17 protein-coding genes are annotated in these 17,254 nt (G+C 39.6%); 11 read left to right on the top strand and 6 right to left on the bottom strand.

Annotation, left to right across the window (positions count from 1 at the left end; translation table 11 throughout):
- Window positions 1–543 (top strand): malate:quinone oxidoreductase (locus RG959_RS21150; protein WP_342798808.1); only part of this gene is annotated, 543 nt, incomplete at its 5' end.
- Between the two features lie 373 nt (window positions 544–916).
- A complete protein-coding gene (locus tag RG959_RS21145; RefSeq protein ID WP_342798807.1) occupies window positions 917–1,093 on the top strand; it encodes a hypothetical protein in 177 nt (58 codons plus the stop codon).
- 142 nt (window positions 1,094–1,235) lie between these two features.
- On the opposite strand, the gene RG959_RS21140 is transcribed toward RG959_RS21145, so the two are convergent.
- A complete protein-coding gene (locus RG959_RS21140) occupies window positions 1,236–2,591 on the bottom strand; it encodes a HupE/UreJ family protein (protein ID WP_342798806.1) in 1,356 nt (451 codons plus the stop codon).
- Window positions 2,588–3,772, bottom strand: a complete 1,185-nt coding sequence (locus tag RG959_RS21135) for a DUF3500 domain-containing protein (protein ID WP_342798805.1) — start codon at window positions 3,770–3,772, stop codon at window positions 2,588–2,590. The genes RG959_RS21140 and RG959_RS21135 overlap by 4 nt, the downstream gene beginning before the upstream one ends.
- Before the next feature lie 683 nt (window positions 3,773–4,455).
- On the opposite strand from RG959_RS21135, the gene RG959_RS25230 reads away from it, so the two are divergent.
- From RG959_RS25230 to RG959_RS21125, 3 genes are all read left to right on the top strand, one after another.
- Entirely contained in the window at window positions 4,456–4,548 is a 93-nt protein-coding gene (locus RG959_RS25230; protein ID WP_369335194.1) for a helix-turn-helix domain-containing protein, read from the top strand.
- A gap of 598 nt (window positions 4,549–5,146) precedes the next feature.
- Window positions 5,147–5,443 (top strand): hypothetical protein, encoded by a 297-nt coding sequence (locus RG959_RS21130; protein WP_342798804.1) that lies wholly within the window; start codon window positions 5,147–5,149, stop codon window positions 5,441–5,443.
- A 518-nt stretch (window positions 5,444–5,961) separates the two neighbouring features.
- A complete protein-coding gene (locus tag RG959_RS21125; RefSeq protein WP_342798803.1) occupies window positions 5,962–6,663 on the top strand; it encodes a CAP domain-containing protein in 702 nt (233 codons plus the stop codon).
- A gap of 170 nt (window positions 6,664–6,833) precedes the next feature.
- Here the strand turns inward: RG959_RS21125 and RG959_RS21120 are convergent, their stop codons facing one another.
- Window positions 6,834–8,051, bottom strand: a complete 1,218-nt coding sequence (locus RG959_RS21120) for a Bcr/CflA family efflux MFS transporter (RefSeq protein ID WP_342798802.1) — start codon at window positions 8,049–8,051, stop codon at window positions 6,834–6,836.
- Between the two features lie 324 nt (window positions 8,052–8,375).
- Between RG959_RS21120 and RG959_RS21115 the strand changes: the two genes are divergently transcribed.
- Window positions 8,376–9,401 carry an STAS domain-containing protein gene (locus RG959_RS21115; RefSeq protein ID WP_342798801.1) on the top strand — a complete coding sequence of 342 codons (1,026 nt, stop codon included), beginning with the start codon at window positions 8,376–8,378 and terminating at the stop codon, window positions 9,399–9,401.
- A 177-nt stretch (window positions 9,402–9,578) separates the two neighbouring features.
- Here RG959_RS21115 and RG959_RS21110 read toward each other — a convergent pair whose 3' ends face one another.
- Entirely contained in the window at window positions 9,579–10,073 is a 495-nt protein-coding gene (locus tag RG959_RS21110; RefSeq protein ID WP_342798800.1) for a hypothetical protein, read from the bottom strand.
- A 176-nt stretch (window positions 10,074–10,249) separates the two neighbouring features.
- On the opposite strand from RG959_RS21110, the gene RG959_RS21105 reads away from it, so the two are divergent.
- Complete coding sequence (locus RG959_RS21105; RefSeq protein WP_342798799.1) at window positions 10,250–10,882, top strand: S-layer homology domain-containing protein; 633 nt, start codon at window positions 10,250–10,252, stop codon at window positions 10,880–10,882.
- A 277-nt stretch (window positions 10,883–11,159) separates the two neighbouring features.
- On the opposite strand, the gene safA is transcribed toward RG959_RS21105, so the two are convergent.
- Complete coding sequence (gene safA / locus RG959_RS21100; RefSeq protein WP_342798798.1) at window positions 11,160–11,759, bottom strand: SafA/ExsA family spore coat assembly protein; 600 nt, start codon at window positions 11,757–11,759, stop codon at window positions 11,160–11,162.
- A gap of 925 nt (window positions 11,760–12,684) precedes the next feature.
- On the opposite strand from safA, the gene treP reads away from it, so the two are divergent.
- Complete coding sequence (treP, locus tag RG959_RS21095; protein ID WP_342798797.1) at window positions 12,685–14,124, top strand: PTS system trehalose-specific EIIBC component; 1,440 nt, start codon at window positions 12,685–12,687, stop codon at window positions 14,122–14,124.
- Window positions 14,125–14,320: 196 nt separating this feature from the next.
- On the opposite strand, the gene RG959_RS21090 is transcribed toward treP, so the two are convergent.
- Window positions 14,321–15,124, bottom strand: coding sequence for a DUF2935 domain-containing protein (locus RG959_RS21090; RefSeq protein ID WP_342798796.1), 804 nt, complete (start codon window positions 15,122–15,124; stop codon window positions 14,321–14,323).
- A gap of 216 nt (window positions 15,125–15,340) precedes the next feature.
- Between RG959_RS21090 and RG959_RS21085 the strand changes: the two genes are divergently transcribed.
- The 3 genes from RG959_RS21085 (at window position 15,341) to RG959_RS21075 (ending at window position 17,110) form a co-directional block, all read left to right on the top strand.
- Window positions 15,341–15,766 (top strand): SRPBCC family protein, encoded by a 426-nt coding sequence (locus tag RG959_RS21085; protein ID WP_342798795.1) that lies wholly within the window; start codon window positions 15,341–15,343, stop codon window positions 15,764–15,766.
- A gap of 2 nt (window positions 15,767–15,768) precedes the next feature.
- Window positions 15,769–16,104, top strand: coding sequence for an ArsR/SmtB family transcription factor (locus RG959_RS21080; RefSeq protein ID WP_342798794.1), 336 nt, complete (start codon window positions 15,769–15,771; stop codon window positions 16,102–16,104).
- A 196-nt stretch (window positions 16,105–16,300) separates the two neighbouring features.
- Entirely contained in the window at window positions 16,301–17,110 is an 810-nt protein-coding gene (locus RG959_RS21075; protein ID WP_342798793.1) for a hypothetical protein, read from the top strand.
- Window positions 17,111–17,254: the final 144 nt, after the last annotated feature.

The following is a 17,254-nucleotide window of genomic DNA, read 5'->3' as shown; positions in this document are numbered from 1 at the left end:
GGCTTTTCACCGAAGTTTTTAAAAACCGGTTCAATGCTTGATTTAGTCACTTCCGTAAAACCGGATAATCTTTTAACCATGCTGTCGGCAGGGGCTAAAAATATGTCATTAACAAACTATCTAGTCCAACAAGTGATGCTGTCAAAAGAAAAACGAATGGAAGAGCTGCGCGAGTTTATCCCGAATGCCCAAAGCGAGGATTGGGATTTAGTCGTAGCGGGACAGCGGGTGCAGGTGATCAAAGATACCGAGTCAGGCGGCAAAGGAACACTGCAATTTGGTACGGAAGTCGTGAGTGCGGCTGATGGCTCGATCGCTGCATTGCTTGGCGCTTCTCCGGGTGCTTCTACAGCCGTTCATGTCATGCTTGAAGTAATCACAAAATGCTTCCCTGAACAGATAAAAGAATGGGAGCCGAAAATTAAAGAAATGATCCCTTCTTATGGTGTGTCCTTAATGGAAAACCCAGAGCTTCTGCATGAAATTCATGCTTCAACAGCGCAGGTGCTTGGCTTGAGTGAAAAACAGCCATCCTTTAGTTAATTCTGTGTATGGAGAAACAAAAGAGTGGATGATGCAGATCAGCAGGGTGAAGGTGTGAAGAAATCAATCGATCTCGTAGTAAGCGCGTATAACGGAGGAAAGAAAGTATACTTTCAATGCGCATAAGGAAACCGTACAGTCAGTCCGCCCAAGGATACAGGTAAAACCGATATTGAAAGATACATTAGCCCGGCTTTACCCAGATGCGCAGTATAAAGAGTGAAAGACAAATTTATAAAGAAATAATAGGATTTTGAAAAGTGTATGGTTAAAGCAGCAAAAACCGCCTTAAGACGGTTTTTTTGTTGTTGGACCAGCTCTTCGTTATCGTTAAGTTTCCCCCATACTTTGTTTTTTTGGGAAGAGAGTGTTTATGGTTTCTTTTGTAGCTCCTTCTTGGCGTTCAAGTTTTAGATTAAGTTTACCTATAGGTTCAAACTTATGTTCAAATGTAGATTGGGATACAGGTGTAGATTCATCTACAGACTCGGATATAAGTTTAGACACAGGTTTTGGCATAGGCGGTTATGCAAAAGCAGATGTTGCCTAAACGAATCAAGGCAACATGAAAGAGCATGAGCCCGGTCCAATGACGGGAAACTCGTGCCTAAAAATTGCCTGATGAAATAATCAGGTCTGCTTTTTGCGGGATAACTTCCTTTTATGCTCACAGCAAAACACCTCCAGTTATTTTAGGTAAACCATACGTGCTTTCCCACCTGAAGGTGTTTTGATTTGTCCCACTCTATAGGGTCAGTCTCATTACTCATAATTAATTTTTTGGTTGTTTTTGTAATAGTCATACTATTGATAGAAAGTATTGAAAGAATCGCAACAAACCAGGTCACATTTTGCGCTAAGGCATTAACGACAGTGTCTACAGGGGTTGAGATTGAAAAAGCTCTATCTGAAATCCAGCCTATTGAGGCAGCAATTGCAAATAAAGAACCAATGATTCTGACAGGACTGTATACTTTTGTCACACTCAGCAAAAGTAACCATGGCATGATCAAAGCAATGACAAATAACTGCATAAGCTCTATACCGATATTGAAGCCTAGTACACTTAATACGATTCTCATTGGGGTTACGCCTAGATCCGTAACCAGTGTCGCAAAGGCTAGTCCATGCACTAATCCAAATCCACTGGCAACATAGATTTCACGCCCGGCAAAAATGGGCCGAATTGCATGAATGGCTGAAATCAAAATGGATATAGCAATGAGGACTTCTATCGGCTGGCTCGGAATGGATACCCAGCCAGTCGAACCAATGATTAAGGTAATCGAATGTCCAATTGTAAAGGCCAATGTAATTTTTAAGAGCTGTTTGAGGCTACGTTTTACACCAGCGAATTTATCCCATTTATTATTTCTCACTAATAATGGTGCAGGTAATAGAAGAGCAAGAAGAAACAATAAGTGGTCCACACCTTCTCCAATATGAGACATACCAGACTTCACAATACTGGCAAAGCCTGTCCAGGCATTACCGCTCGATTGGTCAATTTGAACGGTTGTATTATTATGAATGATGTTGGCAATTAATTCAGGATTACTTGTGTAAATTCCATTGTTCCAGTCGCTTTTAACTGTAAGGGTAATCACATGAGTAATCAGCTCTCTGACGACTACTTCATAATTCAGCGTAAAGGAATCAACCGCTGCACCTGCTGGAGGTGTAAGGGTTACCTTAACAATTAAGTCAACTGGATCGGTTTCAACATCAGGGTAGGAGATCGACATATCGTCCACTTGTATAGACCAAGCTTCTCCGTCTGACGTTTCCGCACTCATATGACTCGTTATATAGCTTATAAGTTCATCATGATAGGTGCTGACAGCTCTTTCTGGATCATCAGTTAAGTTCTGGTTAAGTGCGACTTCTAAACGATCGATTGGGATAACTAACTCAGATGCCACGTTTGTTTCTAAAAAGTCTAAATAAACAGCAGAAGTGGGCATGGAATGAGTAGAGCTAGATGACGGCGCTAAGAATAGCAGCGTCATCACCAAACTCATACATGCCAGCAAAAACCTTTTAATCATTGCGAACTTAACTCCCCGCCATAATCGGCTGTTTTGTCTCTCCAGATGGTATGGAAGTGTACTTGATCCTTGAAGACTATGCCACCTTGAACTGTAAATTCAATCCACACACGCGGTCCATCAATACGAATATACGAACCTTGATCATCCGGGCTTGTGGAACCAGACCAGGCAATATAGGTTTCTGCCCCCGCATCTTCAGAGAAATAAGCATCTAGAAGTGCTTCCTGATCTTCTTCATTAACATCTGAAACCCAGGACTTAATCGCTTCCTTCACTAACTCTTGCTGCTCTTCACTTAAAGAAGATACAAGAATTCCTTCGCTTTCTGCTGGGAAATCGCCATCGTTTCCTGGTCCAACAAGAACATCATCAAATTTATCGGTGATTTCTGCCTCAGCTTCTTGTTCATCACTCAATGAATCAATCATAGAATACATAGCGGTTTTACGTGTTGCTAATGGTTCAACCGTTTCCCCATCAGCAGTTTCAAACGTTTGCGGTTCTATTCCAATAAAGAAAGGCGTAGCACCCGTTTGTTCGGCATTAAAAGTGAAGTTATTTGCATAGTGATGACCACCAAGCTGAAGCATCCAAGTAGAAGAATCAGATACTTCACCTAACAAGGAAACATAATATAAATCGGCATCATAGCCATCATTTTGTTCCCCTAACACTTCCTCTGCTTCAAGATTCATGATCAGTTGTTTATATCCTTCCTCACCTAAAGCGACATAAAATAATTCTTTGGCTGCTTTTAAGCTTTCCTCAGAAAGACTGCCCAGCAAAATGCCATTACGCTGCACCATATCTACAGGCAGATTAGACCATACCGCTGCATTTTTAGCAGTTAAGTCATATTGAATGGACTCCCGTTGTTCATCCGATAATGTATCTAAAAATGCCTGGGCTAGTTGAGTTGCTTGTTTATCAACGGAAGCACTCGTATCAGAAACAGAAACTTCTTCATCCAGGGTGGCGCCGACATCTGTGACAATGCTGTCATTATCTACATTGGCTGAACCCATACCGCCGCCACTTGGTGGCCCATCTTGTTGCTGGGCAGTGCTTTCTTGCGTTTCCTCTTCCGTAGTTTGATTTTCTTCATTATTTCCACAGCCACTTAAAATAGCTGTGATTGTTGTTGCAAGGATAAGTCCTCGTACCATTTTCTTCTTCATGTTTTCCTCCTTGATTTGCTTTCTTAATGACAAGATAGCAAGGGAAAGTGAAATAACGGTGAAAAAGGAAATCGACGGACGTCAAGGCTGCTGTTGCAACTGGGTTTAATTAGAAGTCAGGATTCCCGCCGATTATCATTAGGGCAGAACATCGTCTCGCTGACTATAGTGCATTAGACAAGGTGCACGCAACAAATGATTCTTAGGACTTTGTTGAATTAGTAAAACAAGAAGTGAATCACACATTGAATTTATAATTGTTTGCGGTGAAATAAGTGGGGAAACAATTATCCAGATAGATAAATGGAATAATATATATGAGAAGAAAAGGCATTGGTTGGTTTTTAAAGAGGGATGTTTTTCTCATGGTTCCTTAAGACACAATTTTCGTTTTTTAAGCTTAAGCTAATTGCGTTTTGGATTATGGTAAGGGGTATCGGTATCACAAACAGTAAGGTAAAACAAAAGATAACACTAAACAAAGCATATTCCTCTTAACAAAATGTCAAAAAGAGATACATGTCCAGAGAGAAGAGACGAAAACACCTCCAAATAAAATGGCAGGTGTTTTCGTCTCTTTATTCATATATGTGCTCTCATGAAAAGGGGAGCTGCAGATGTAAACCATGTCATTTTTAGTTTAATCTCCACCTTATGCTGAAAGCCGTTTTAAAAGTATTGTAATGGTTGGTTTTAGTTCGCCTTCCCATTTTATTGCGACTTTTAAAAAGCACACGCATATGACGCCAAAAGAATTCAGGGATTTTCGTTTTTAGAAGAAGGGTAACTGTGAAAGCTCATTATAAGGAAAAGCTTTTATTGCAGGTGTTGACCGCATTTGGGATAGGTGTTCCGTAGAATTGTAAACATAGTTGGTAATGTATTAATGGCGGCTGGCAGATCAAAATGAGAAGATCATTTTGATGAAGAAAAGGCAGCTGCTTACACAGCTTTTATAGAAGAAAATCCAGAAAGTGCAGTGTCATAATTTTGGCATCATATGAGGCTTTTATATTCACGTGTGTATATGAATATAAAGGCCTTTTTTAAGCAGATTTTCTCGTTATTATATCTGTTTTTAAAAATAGGGTGGCACGCAGAAAAACAGCAATCTTAACAAATAGGATCCTCTGTATATAAAATACAACTTAATTGATTTTCTTAATACGTTATGTGAAAAATTCAAAAATGTTTTTAACTACATATCAACAAGATAATAAGCACGAAAGTAAAGAAAGGCTCAGCCTTAATCTGCATGTCTATGATTAAAAAAAGGATAATGAGTTCAAGTTTATATTTTTTTACTGAATACTTTTCTATGAATACGACAATAATGAGAGTTAATATAAGCGTAAAAATTGAAAGGGTGATTGGATGAAAAACTTGGGCAGAGATTATGGTAATGAATTTCTTAATAACTTGAGAGTGATGGACGCCAGACCTGACTATGAGCCAATAAGACTTGTTGAACACGTATATCAAGCACAGGGACCAGATAACACCTTAAAGTCTTGTGACTACTGCAACAAAGAAAAGAATGTTGTGTTTTATAAACCAGATGTGATGAATATTAACGGAAAACGTATTGTTAGCCTCAAAAGTAGAAAAGCGTGGACCTGCTTAGAATGCTATGGCAAAGATTTAGCGGCACTGAAAAAGCAATATGGTTGAGTTAAAGGCGCGGTGAAGAGGATATACCATAGCGACTGGGTGTAAATAATTTTAACTGTTTATAAAATGATAGCTGCTTACAGACTTTCTGAGCAGCAAAGCTCATTCCTTTAGGGGTGGGCTGGAAACGAGGTCGAGCTTTTGACGTGTCTTCAGAGGCATCAAAGGTTCGACTTTTTCTGTTTAAAATGCTTTTTATGCAGATTTCAAATGAAATATTTAAAACACGAAACGCGTTTTTATCGTGTTTTTCGGTTAAACATTTGTGTAAAAAATATAACAATTCCATTACAAGCAATGAAAAATGATTTTTCTTTTTAATATCGATATGACTATAGCACCAGGCTACACCTAAGGTTGAAGCATTGTTTAAAAATGGAAAGAATTTTTGTGGAATTCTAGCTAAAATTGGAGGTTTAAAACCTATTGCGGTAAAATCTCTTTTCTTGCATTATTAGTGGCAGAGACCGAGCAACAGGGTCACGACAAACAACTAAGAATTGCAGGAGGGAATTAACTTGAAAAAGAAACTACGTATGATCGCTACAGCTGGTGCTCTTTCACTAGGATTACTTTCAGCAGGACAAGCACATGCCGCTACACCGACTGTTCAAACCATTCAATACCAGGTAATTGTTAAATATATTGATGGCAAACAAACTGTTTCGTTTGTTAAACTACCGGCACAAACAACACCAGAAACAACAACAGTAAAGGCACCACCAACAACTACTCAAGAGCCAGCAAAGGCGCCAACAACGACTACTCAAGAGCCAGCGAAAGCTCCGCCAACAACAACTGCTCCAGCCCCGGCACCAGCTCAAACACCAGCAGCAACTACTGGTTCTGTTAACGAGTTTGAGAAGAAAGTATTTGAACTTGTAAATCAAGAGCGTGCAAAAGCTGGCTTGAAAGCTCTTCAACTAGATACAAAACTAAGCGAAGTTGCTCGTGCAAAATCAGCAGATATGAAAAACAAAGGATATTTCTCTCACCAATCACCTACGTATGGTTCACCATTTGATATGATGAAGCAATTCGGTATTACGTATAAAACGGCTGGTGAAAACATTGCAAAAGGTCAAAAAACACCTGAAGAAGTAATGAAGGCGTGGATGAACAGCGATGGACACCGTAAAAATATTTTAAGTGCTAACTTCACTCATATTGGTGTAGGTTATGTAGATGGGCATTGGACACAAATGTTTATCGGAAAGTAAACGAATGCAGAAAAAAACCGCTAGATTTAATCTGGCGGTTTTTTTACATGAACTATTGTTTTTTTTGAACTACCACCCACTTACCTGACGGTTGAAGTGGGAGTGTTCTCGCCGAAAATGATAAAATATTTTTTGATCATTCATAAGTTGTTAAAGCAGAAAAATGTTGTTTATATATCTTTTTCTTCTCTGCGAGAGGGAGTTTTTTCTCCTAAAGCAAATAAGACTATGGTTCCAATAAGTGATGTAATGAAAATGATTGTCCCCATTGGTACAGCCGATCCTTCTTTTATTCCAGCAAGCGGGGACATAATAGAACCGATCAAAAGAGGCAGCATTCCGAGCAAAGCACTTGCGCTTCCCGCACGGTGCCCCTGCTTGGCAATGGCGACTGTGAAAGAACTGGTAAGTACAATTCCCATGCCTGTCATATACACATAAATTGGAATAACGATAAGGGCAAGCGGTCCTTCTATAATGGTCATAATAAATAAAAATAAAGCTGCTAAAGTAGAGAGAATGACGCCGCTTTGTAATAAACGTTTCTCCTCTATAATGCCTGCTAAACGTCCAACCATAAAGCTTCCCGAAATAATTGCAATCCCGTTAATACCAAACAGTACACTAAACATTTGCGGTGATACACCATAAATATCCTGATACACAAATGGCGTGCCGGATACATAAGCAAAACTCCCCCCATGTATAAAACCTAGTGTGAGGGCATAGCCGATAAATGAACGATCCCTAAATAAGTCACCCATTGTACGGATGGAATGGCCGAGAGAGCTTGGGATTCTATTTTCAATAGAAAGAGTTTCCTGCAGTCGGAAGTAAAGCAGGATCACAATAAATAACCCCGTGAGTGCCAAAAAAAGAAATATCGTTTTCCAAGTTGCAAAAGAAAACCACAAAATCCCGCCACCCGCGATTGGTGCCGCTAAGGGTGCAACGGCATTGATGACCATTAGAAGCGAAAAAAACTTTGTTAATTCCTTTCCGCTGAAAATGTCGCGAACGATTGCCCGTGATATGACAATTCCAGCGGAAGCGGTAAGGCCTTGCAGTAAGCGGCCGGCAATTAAAATTTCAATGGATGGAGCGAGGGCACACAGTAACGTGGCTATTACAAATAGTGTAACTGAAATAAGGAGAGGCTTTCTGCGGCCTTGAGCATCACTGATGGGTCCAATGATTATTTGACCGACAGCAAGTCCGACTAAGCACGCCGTAAGGCTCATTTGAACAAGAGAAGCGTGTGCCTCTAAATCTCCTGCAATATCAGGGAATGCGGGCAGGTACATATCAATGTTCAGCGGGCCCAGAGCACCTAGCATACTAAGCATAACCGCCAATTCCATCCGTTTTTTAAATGAGTTCTTTTGCATTTTCACAAACCTTTCTGTCATTGATTCAGCGTTTTATTTTCCTTTGCAAGTATACTGAATTATGAAAAGAAGAAGCAATTATATTAAAGACGATTAAGCAGCGCATTCTAATCCCGCTATTCAGCTCATCCTTGATGGAAAGTCGTTCATATATTTTAATACATAATTTTTATCACATAGAAACTATAGTTACTCTTTCTTTTTCATTGTAAAAAGGTAATATTGGTTTCCTTGTTGAACTAACAGTTATCTTAGAGTATGAAAATAGTAAATCGTTTTTTCTGTTATAGTATAAAGAAAAGTCACAATATACGGGTGAGAGAAATGGGCAAACCAAATTTAAGGGTCCAAGTAAACAAAAATGAAATCATATGGGATGAGGAAAAGGGGTTATTTACTTTTGACGGTGCACCTGCCCTCCTGTTCTGGGATTCTGCGATTGAATTATTTTTAAATACAATTGAAGAGGTTTCTGGCACTGAAGTGTCCAAGGCAGTATATGAGGCAACCTTTTATCGGATGGGGCATCTAGTAAGTTCATATTACCAAGAACGTGAAGAAGATATTGAACAACTTCTTACAGAATACAGTGATATCTATAAAACTGCTGGCTGGGGAAAATTTACGGTTACTTATTATTCTTTTGAGGAAAAAAGAGCAGTTGTTCAATTAGAGGATAATTGGGCGCATAGAATTTTTAAAGATTCTGACAGGAAAAATACGGAAGTCTTATTACCCAGTCATTGGTCAGGTGTCTTTTCGGGGCTTTTTCAACAAGATATGTGGTACAAGGTTAACAAGAGCCAGGCGGAAGGTGAAGAAATTGATGAAATTGAGATATTTCCTTCCAGTATTACACCATCAAAAAATATTCACGAATTAGCAAGACAAAAGGAACAACAAAGTATTAAAGAATTAGAGGAAAAGGTACAAGACCGCACCGGAGAATTATCTTTACTGGTCAAGGAGTTATCTTCTCCTATTATACCTGTTTTGAAAGGAATTCTTGTGATAACTCTGATCGGCATGTACAACCAAGAACGACTGTCAGATTTACTTGAAAATGCTTTAATTGAAATATCCCGTCAGAAGGCAAATTACCTTCTGATTGATGTAACTGCTATTACTAGCGTTGATGAATTTACTATGTTTGGAATTCAAAAATTAATCGAATCTGTTCGTTTACTAGGAGCTGAGTGTTTCGTGGTGGGAATTTCTTCTGAACTTTCCATCGAAATTACAAACGCTAACCTAAATATGAGTAAAGTTCGTACTTTTTCAACCCTTCAAAAAGGAGTAGAGGCTGCGATTGGATTGAGTGGTTTTGAATTAGTTGAGAAGAAAAAGTAAAAGCTGGGCTATTTTATATGTTAGCACATAACAAAAAAACAAAAGCGATTGGTAATAATGGCTTTATACGTTAACTTGTTTGTAAGGGTTACATCTCTTATGTCTGCATTTTAATAAATAGGGGAGCGGCAGTCTTAAGTAGAGGCCGCTCTTTTTTTATTGTCGTTGTAAAACCGCTCAGTCTATTGTTGTACTGGGCAAGACTTCTTTATAACAGCAGCCCTCATCATCCCACTTATAAGGGCCTTCTTGTATTAGAATCTGCTTAGGGTAGGGGGTTATAAACCGCTCGGATACATCACCTATATAAGAAAACAATTTAGAAGCACCGTCCAAGAATCCTAGCAGCTCATCAAGACAAACCAAACGAAAAATCATATCCATTTTTATCTCATCTTCGCTGTCTATTTCATCATACACTTCAATTATGGACTGACGAAACGCGCTGTCGTGCTTTACTAATTCCGCAACATCTTTCACAGTTGGAACACCGAAAATGAAATTCAGCTCATCAGACGGTTTTCTAAGGGCTTTTTCTCCAATTAAGTTTACATGGCGATTGATGGGATTCGTTACATAATAAAGTCGCTCAAATTCCATAAACACATTTTGGTCCGGATTCGTTTGTTTAACTGCTGGATCCGTTACCAGGTACAAAGCTGAATGATTCACTTATAAAACTCCTTAGTTTTTGCTTTTATTATACCAATTGAAAAGCAGCAAAGGAAAAAAGAGAATATTGAGCCTTAGAGCAAAATAGAAATTAATACTTTTTTTGTATGCTCATCCGTTTATTGTTCTATTATACTGGTCTTTAGGATAAAGACTGACATAAGGAGAGAGGCATAATGAAAAAGCCGTTAAATATTTTAGCTGCATCACTAGTAGCAGGAGCCATTTTCACGTCGTCCGTTTCACCAGCGTCCGCATCATTCATTGACACTAAGGGGACAATTTACGAAGAGGCTGTAGATTTTCTCGTAGAAAAGTATATTGCTATGGGTTATCAGACTCATTTCGGAGTAGAGCAACCAATCAAAAGAGTGGATGCTGCTGTGCTGCTGGCTAAATACTTGGAGCTTGATCTCCAGAATGCCCCTAAGACGAGTTTTAAAGATGTGCCGGCTCGTGCAACTCAAGCCGTGGCTGCTCTTAAATATGCTGGAATTGTAAATGGTAAGTCAGATGTGTACTTTGGAGCTGCGGACAATATTACACGAGGTGAAGCAGCTATTATCTTTTTTAGATCATTTGGATATGAAACTACAGATAAAGTTTCCGTCCAGCCAGTTGAAGAATCGAGCAAATTTACAGATGTAACGGGTCGCTATGCGTATGCTGTAAATGTGCTTATAGAACGTGGCATTGTCAACGGTAAATCGAACAACCGGTTTGGTATAAATGAGCCTTTAACAAGAGGTCAATTCGCTTTAATGGTTCATAGAATGAGCCAGTACGAGCTCCCATCGATTAACGATTGAGCACTTAAAATAAGAATATTTTCGAGATAATATACGAGTTGCTTGACTGGTAACATAAACTTGCCCAAAACAGTAAAACGTATCGTTCAGAAAGGAAGGTGTAGAAGACCTTCCTCCTAAACATCTTATTAGAGAAGAGAGCGGCTTTGTTCAACCGCTCTTTTTTTACCTTCTTTTTCAACTATGCGCAAAATATCAGTTGATACGCACCGACAGAACAAGTATTTTTCAGTACAAAGACAAAAAAGGGCAAGCAAATTAGCTTGCCCTTCCTTGCTTATTTCTGGATAAATTGCTGTGTCCAGTAATTTCCGTTTGGCTCGTAGCCTACACCAATTTGAGTGAAGTTACTGCTTAAGATGTTTGCTCTATGACCAGGCGAATTCATCCAAGCTTTCATGACTGCTGCAGGCGTTGTCTGCCCCTTGGCGATATTTTCTCCTGCTGATTTATATGTAATACCGAAATTTTTCATCATGTTAAATGGAGTACCATATGTAGGTGAATTATGGGCGAAATAATTATTTTTCATCATGTCTTGAGATTTGATTCGAGCGACACGAGAAAGCTCCCAGTTTTGTGTTAACGGCTTAAGGCCTGTGTTTTGACGCTCAATATTAACTAAACGGATGACTTCTGCTTCCGCATTTGTTACGTTTGTGGAAACCGTCGGAATGTTTAGCGTTTGGCCCGGATAAATCATGTTTGGGTTCTTTACCGATGGATTTGCTGTAATAATTTCTGAGGTTCCAACCTTATATTTACTGGCAATCTTCCACATTGTATCTCCGGATTGAACCGTATATGTGGTGGCTGCTGAGGCAAGAGATGGCATTAGAGAGACGGTAAGCAGTGTTGCGGCAATAATTTTCTTCATGTTTCCTCCTAAAATTCCTGATTGACTGAATAAGACTTTTCCATTTAAACACAAATCTAGAAGTCAACCAACAATCAATTTATCCCATTACGATAAGAATGATGCAATGCTGTTATTTATCTACTTAGCTGGGTTAACTATTTTTAACAAACCGGTATACAAGGTCGTCATGATCAGCAAACGTTGAAGAATAGCTATTAACTATAAATGAGTTATGTAGGAAATTGTAGCTGTTGCAGAAGTAGCTGCATATTCGAAAGGACTGACATTCTCAGCAAATGGCAGAAGTGATGGAGAGAAAGTTAAAAACATAAATAAGTATGATATTTATTTCTTTAAGAATCATTCTTTCTTAGATTAAGCTTTGGAGAATGGTACGTAAACTACAGATACTTTATTGAATAAAACAGAGAAACCCAAAACAGCCCTCTGTTTCTTTTTATAAAATATAAATTTCACCGTTTAAAACATAGGAACTCAAATTTCACTAAACAGCTCGTCTATACATATAAACTTCACTGATTGTGGATTAGACATCAGTTTACGGCACAGAGCGAGCCAAATAAAAATACCTTTAAGTTGAAAAGCGGGTATGTAATTACCTGAAAAACCAACTTGGAGGTGTTTTTCTATTCGCGCCAGTTAAGCGATGCGGCCAATGTGAAAGCAAAGGTATTGAAGATGTGAGTGGCTGTTTAAAAATATCCGGATCCTTATTTATAAGCATTCATTTTTTGAAAATAATTTTAAAAATCCTTGTTGACAACCCTGTATATACAAGATAAAATGAAAGCGTAAACAGATGCTTGTATATACAGGGAAAGAGTTAGTTTGAAACCGTCAACATCTTCTATATACAAAGGTTTGATTATTATACAATTAAGAAAGGATTGGAGTTACTCCAATTCATCAGGGGGATAAGAGAATGAGTAAGTATACAGATCCAGCGAAACAACTGCTGGAACGCATTGGGGGGAAAGAGAACGTCGCTGCTGTTACACATTGCGCAACGAGAATGCGTTTCGTTCTAAAAGATCCAAAACAAGCAAATGTGAAAGAAATAGAGGCGATTAAGCTTGTAAAGGGCACCTTTACACAAGCGGGCCAGTTCCAGGTTATCATTGGAAACGAGGTTTCTTCCTTCTTTAATGAGTTTGTTAAATATGCCGATATAGACAGCGCTTCCAAAGAAGAAGCAAAAGTGGCTGCGAAGCAAAATATGAATTTCATTCAGCGAATGATCGCTCACCTTGCCGATATCTTTACGCCGCTGATTCCGGCACTTGTAGTCGGCGGTTTGATTTTAGGTTTCAGAAATGTAATCGGTGACATAAAAATGCTCGAAGACGGAACAAAGTCACTGATAGAGGTTTCTCAGTTTTGGGCTGGTGTACATGCATTTTTATGGTTAATTGGTGAAGCGGTATTCCACTTCCTGCCTGTAGGGATTACATGGGCGATTACAAAGAAAATGGGAACGTCACAAATTCTCGGTATCGTTCTTGGTATTACCCTTGTTTCTCCTCAGCTTCTTAACGCATATGGAGTAGCAGGCGCCAAAGCCGGCGATATACCTGTATGGGATTTTGGCTTCGCGCAGATTGAAATGATCGGTTACCAGGCACAAGTGATTCCTGCGATTCTTGCCGGTCTTGTGTTGGCGTTCTTAGAGCGTAAATTACGTGATATTGTTCCAAATGCTATTTCTATGATTGTCGTACCGTTTTTCGCTTTACTTCCGACCGTTTTAATTGCGCACACTGTACTGGGTCCTATCGGATGGAGCATTGGCTCATTTGTTTCTGACGTTGTGTATTCAGGTTTAACTTCATCATTTGGCTGGTTGTTTGCGGCTATCTTTGGATTTGCTTATGCGCCGCTTGTCATTACTGGATTGCACCACATGACGAATGCAATCGACCTTCAGCTTATGAGTGAACTTGGCGGTACAAACCTATGGCCGATGATCGCTTTGTCTAATATTGCACAAGGTTCTGCTGTTTTGGCCATGATCTACATTAATAGAAAAAATGAAGAAGAAAAGCAAGTATCGATTCCAGCGGCTATTTCCTGCTACCTGGGGGTAACAGAACCGGCTATCTTCGGTATCAACCTTAAATACGGCTTCCCATTCCTAGCAGCCATGATTGGATCTTTGACTGCTGCGATTATCTCTGTAGGAAGCGGTGTAATGGCAAACTCCATCGGGGTAGGCGGCCTGCCTGGTATTCTGTCGATCCAGCCGCAGCACATGATCATGTTTGCAGTGGCGATGGCTGTAGCGATTGTGGTACCGCTCATCTTAACCATTATTTTTGCGAAAACGAAAGTATCAAAAGTGACGTTTACTAAAAAAGCAGCTTAAGCAGCAAAGAGGGAGAGATATTCTCCCTCTTTTTATTTGTTTTACGTGAGGGGCTTTGATGTTTCATTTATCAAAACGAGTGATTCGATGATCAAAATAGTTATACATTATGCAATACGGCCAGCACTTATAATACGAGTGTGTATTAGGATAAAGATGGGGGCTTCATATAGTACAGAATCCTTGTCCATTATTGTTATTTTTTCTGGTCATTTTCTTTCGTTAAGCTGACTTCAAACATATCAATGATGTGTAAAAATCTTTCCGCTTCACGAAAAACGTGGTCGGCCAGGAGAGGATGGATGTTACTTTTAATTCTGCATTCTTCAATCAAGTCTCTTGCTGTCTTTTTAAAGTTTCGCAGCGAAACGACCGAAACCCGATTTTGATCTAAAAATTGATCTAAAAGAGGGGCTGTTTCAGATTGCGGGCGCATGGAATCCAAATCGATTGCTTGATAGAGAAGCTGGTCAAAGTCATGGCTGAACTCTCGTGCCTGCTCCACCAGTTTTCTCTCAGATGGGTCCAGTAAATGACCAATAAACTTCGCATGATCGGCCATGATTTTAAGGAAAAATACATTTTCTTTAATAATCGCTTCTGGCAAAGGCTTTAATTTTCCCTCGTTTAATTCTTTTAAACGCTTAGCAAAATAAGCGGCTTCACGGCTTGTATGATCTACTAACAATGCATAATTATTTGACCTAATTTGACAGCGTAAAATTAAGCCTAACACTTTACGTTTATAAGCCCATATAGAGGCGGCGGCTTGATACACTTTACTGTTAAATTGTTTAATGAGCTGAGGATCAGCATCAACGGTGTAGGTGCTTAGTTCTTGTTCAATCCGTTCAAATACACCAATAAACTGTTTTGCTTCCTCGATCAATTGTTTATCTTCATACGTAAAACCTAAACTTAAAAATAAGGCATGTTCTTTCATGATTCTGGACCAGAATCGTATTTCGTCTAAAGAACGGCTTACAAAAAGTTCCGCCATCACTTGACCCCCTTAAAATGCTAAATGAATTCCACTTCAAAAGTATGCTTCAGTTATTTTAAACATGTGTAACTCTTGAGTTTCGTGCTGGAGCAGTCATTTTTTCAGGAAGTGATGGCTTTTGATTGTATTCAACTAGTGACTATAAAGTAACACTAAAAGGTGTTATAATAATGTGACACCATTTGGTGTTATTTTTAACCTTGGAGGTCTATCATGCATAAAAATGAAAATGTAACAGAAATCCGTAAAACAGTTGTACTGAATGCTCCGATTGAAAAGGCATGGAAAGCCGTTTCTACATCAGAAGGGATTGCGGCCTGGTGGATGCCAAACACCTTTGAACCTGTTTTAGGACATGAATTTATTCTTCATGCAGGTCCATTTGGTGATTCACCTTGTACAGTAACAGAACTCGATCCTCCTCATCGCCTTGGATTTGACTGGGGTAAGGATTGGCATCTTGCTTTTGAATTAAAAAAGCTGGAAGAGAACAAAACGGAATTCACGCTCATTCATTCTGGATGGGATGCAGAAAAAGTCACGGAGTTTGGACAGCCACACTCAGTCGTTCGTGGAATTATGGACGGCGGCTGGGAGAGCATTATTAAAGAAAAGCTTCCAAAATATATTGAGGCTTAAACATGGCCGCATCTTCGCCTAAGCACGATGTATTTCAAGCCATTGCGGACCCTACTCGTCGCAGTTTGTTACAATTACTTGCTGACAAGGAAATGTCTATTGCCGCCATAACAGAATATTTCCCTATAAGCCGCACTGCTGTGAACAAGCATCTGCAAGTGCTTGCCGATGCGAACCTTGTGACCAGTCAAAAGATCGGGCGGGAAACCCGGTACAGGCTTCACTCGGAACCGCTGATTGAATTAAAAGAATGGCTTTCCTTTTTTGAGCAATATTGGGATGAAAAGCTGTCCGCTTTAAAACAATTCGTAGAGAGTGATAATGATGAGCAGGTGTAAAGGCTATGTTACTTAAAGATGTAGCTGCCTTGTTTATAGAACGGTTTATTAAAGAAGAAAAAACAGTTACCGGAAGACGGAACGAGGTTAGTGTAGAGCTGATGATGATCCTATAAAGAAACTCGATAAAAAGAGTAGACTTTCTGTTAAAATAAACAATATCTTTGAGAGAACCAACAGAGAGGACGTATCATGTATGGCTATTACATATCCCCATATTGAGGATTCAAATTTAACATCCTATATTCCGCCAAAAGGGGAATACAAGGTGTTTGAAAATGAAGAGGACTATGCGAAAAAGGTAAGGGAGTGGGGGCTTTCTTCCGCAAAAGAAGCGAAAAAAGAATTTTGGTACAAAGGAAAAACATATAAGCGGCTCGTGACGATAAAAGGCTATGAGGAATATGGCACCGAGAACGCCGTTAACATTCTAGTCATTGAATTTCAAGACAGCCATTTAAGCTGTATTTATCCAGACTATTTAAAGGATATGCAGTCTTCTAATTTCGGGAAAGAAAGCAGAGTGAATGTGGCAGAAGGGGGAGAACCTCCTGCTGATGCTGAGCCTCCTGCCAAAAAAGAAAAGGCCAAAAGTACAGAAGGGAGCGCTCCTCAGCCAGCATCTAAAGCCAAAAAGGCGAAGCAGCCTGTTCTTGAACTGCCAGCAGACAAAGTGCATTTTACTGCCAAAGTGAAGCAGTTTGCCCTAAGCTGGAACCATTTCAGCGAAGAAAACGATGAAGTAGTCGTACTGGAAAATGTTCGGATTGTACAGGAACAGGAAGAACCTGTGAATGTTGGCTTTGCATGGTGCAGTCACAGCAAGACGCTTAAAAAGCTGGAACTGCAGCCGGGAGAAAATCTTCAGTTTGACGGGAAGATTGTCAAAAAGAGTTTTCCGAAAGGAAAAGACGTTGAAGAAAAGTTTATGGTAGATGTTCCGGTGCCGTATAAAATCAACAATCCTTCTAAACTAGTAAAAGAGCAGCCGTCTCTTGAGCTTTAAGCACAACCTATGGCGAGCAAGGCACGCTTTTGTAAATGAACGCCCGCTGTTCTCGCTGGGCATGATAAACAGAAGCCGAAATACAAAAAGTATTTCGGCTTCTTAATGATGCTCTGACGGAAGCAGCTGTGCTGAACAAGAAGC

The organism is Domibacillus sp. 8LH (genome assembly GCF_038806185.1).
In the GTDB taxonomy this organism is placed as follows: domain Bacteria; phylum Bacillota; class Bacilli; order Bacillales; family Domibacillaceae; genus Domibacillus; species Domibacillus indicus_A.
The sequence above is the reverse complement of the archived record's forward strand: the minus strand, read 5'-3'. Positions and strand labels throughout refer to the sequence as shown.

What these genes read in the sequence shown, in the direction of transcription:
- RG959_RS21145 (WP_342798807.1), top strand. Translation starts at nt 917, where the DNA reads ATGGTTTCTTTTGTAGCTCCTTCTTGGCGTTCAAGTTTTAGATTAAGT.
- RG959_RS25230 (WP_369335194.1), top strand. Translation starts at nt 4,456, where the DNA reads ATGGTTGGTTTTAGTTCGCCTTCCCATTTTATTGCGACTTTTAAAAAG.
- safA (WP_342798798.1), bottom strand. Translation starts at nt 11,759, where the DNA reads ATGAAGAAAATTATTGCCGCAACACTGCTTACCGTCTCTCTAATGCCA.
- RG959_RS21085 (WP_342798795.1), top strand. Translation starts at nt 15,341, where the DNA reads ATGCATAAAAATGAAAATGTAACAGAAATCCGTAAAACAGTTGTACTG.
- RG959_RS21130 (WP_342798804.1), top strand. Translation starts at nt 5,147, where the DNA reads ATGAAAAACTTGGGCAGAGATTATGGTAATGAATTTCTTAATAACTTG.
- RG959_RS21140 (WP_342798806.1), bottom strand. Translation starts at nt 2,591, where the DNA reads ATGATTAAAAGGTTTTTGCTGGCATGTATGAGTTTGGTGATGACGCTG.
- RG959_RS21105 (WP_342798799.1), top strand. Translation starts at nt 10,250, where the DNA reads ATGAAAAAGCCGTTAAATATTTTAGCTGCATCACTAGTAGCAGGAGCC.
- RG959_RS21090 (WP_342798796.1), bottom strand. Translation starts at nt 15,124, where the DNA reads ATGGCGGAACTTTTTGTAAGCCGTTCTTTAGACGAAATACGATTCTGG.
- RG959_RS21080 (WP_342798794.1), top strand. Translation starts at nt 15,769, where the DNA reads ATGGCCGCATCTTCGCCTAAGCACGATGTATTTCAAGCCATTGCGGAC.
- RG959_RS21120 (WP_342798802.1), bottom strand. Translation starts at nt 8,051, where the DNA reads ATGCAAAAGAACTCATTTAAAAAACGGATGGAATTGGCGGTTATGCTT.
- RG959_RS21115 (WP_342798801.1), top strand. Translation starts at nt 8,376, where the DNA reads ATGGGCAAACCAAATTTAAGGGTCCAAGTAAACAAAAATGAAATCATA.
- treP (WP_342798797.1), top strand. Translation starts at nt 12,685, where the DNA reads ATGAGTAAGTATACAGATCCAGCGAAACAACTGCTGGAACGCATTGGG.
- RG959_RS21135 (WP_342798805.1), bottom strand. Translation starts at nt 3,772, where the DNA reads ATGAAGAAGAAAATGGTACGAGGACTTATCCTTGCAACAACAATCACA.
- RG959_RS21075 (WP_342798793.1), top strand. Translation starts at nt 16,301, where the DNA reads ATGGCTATTACATATCCCCATATTGAGGATTCAAATTTAACATCCTAT.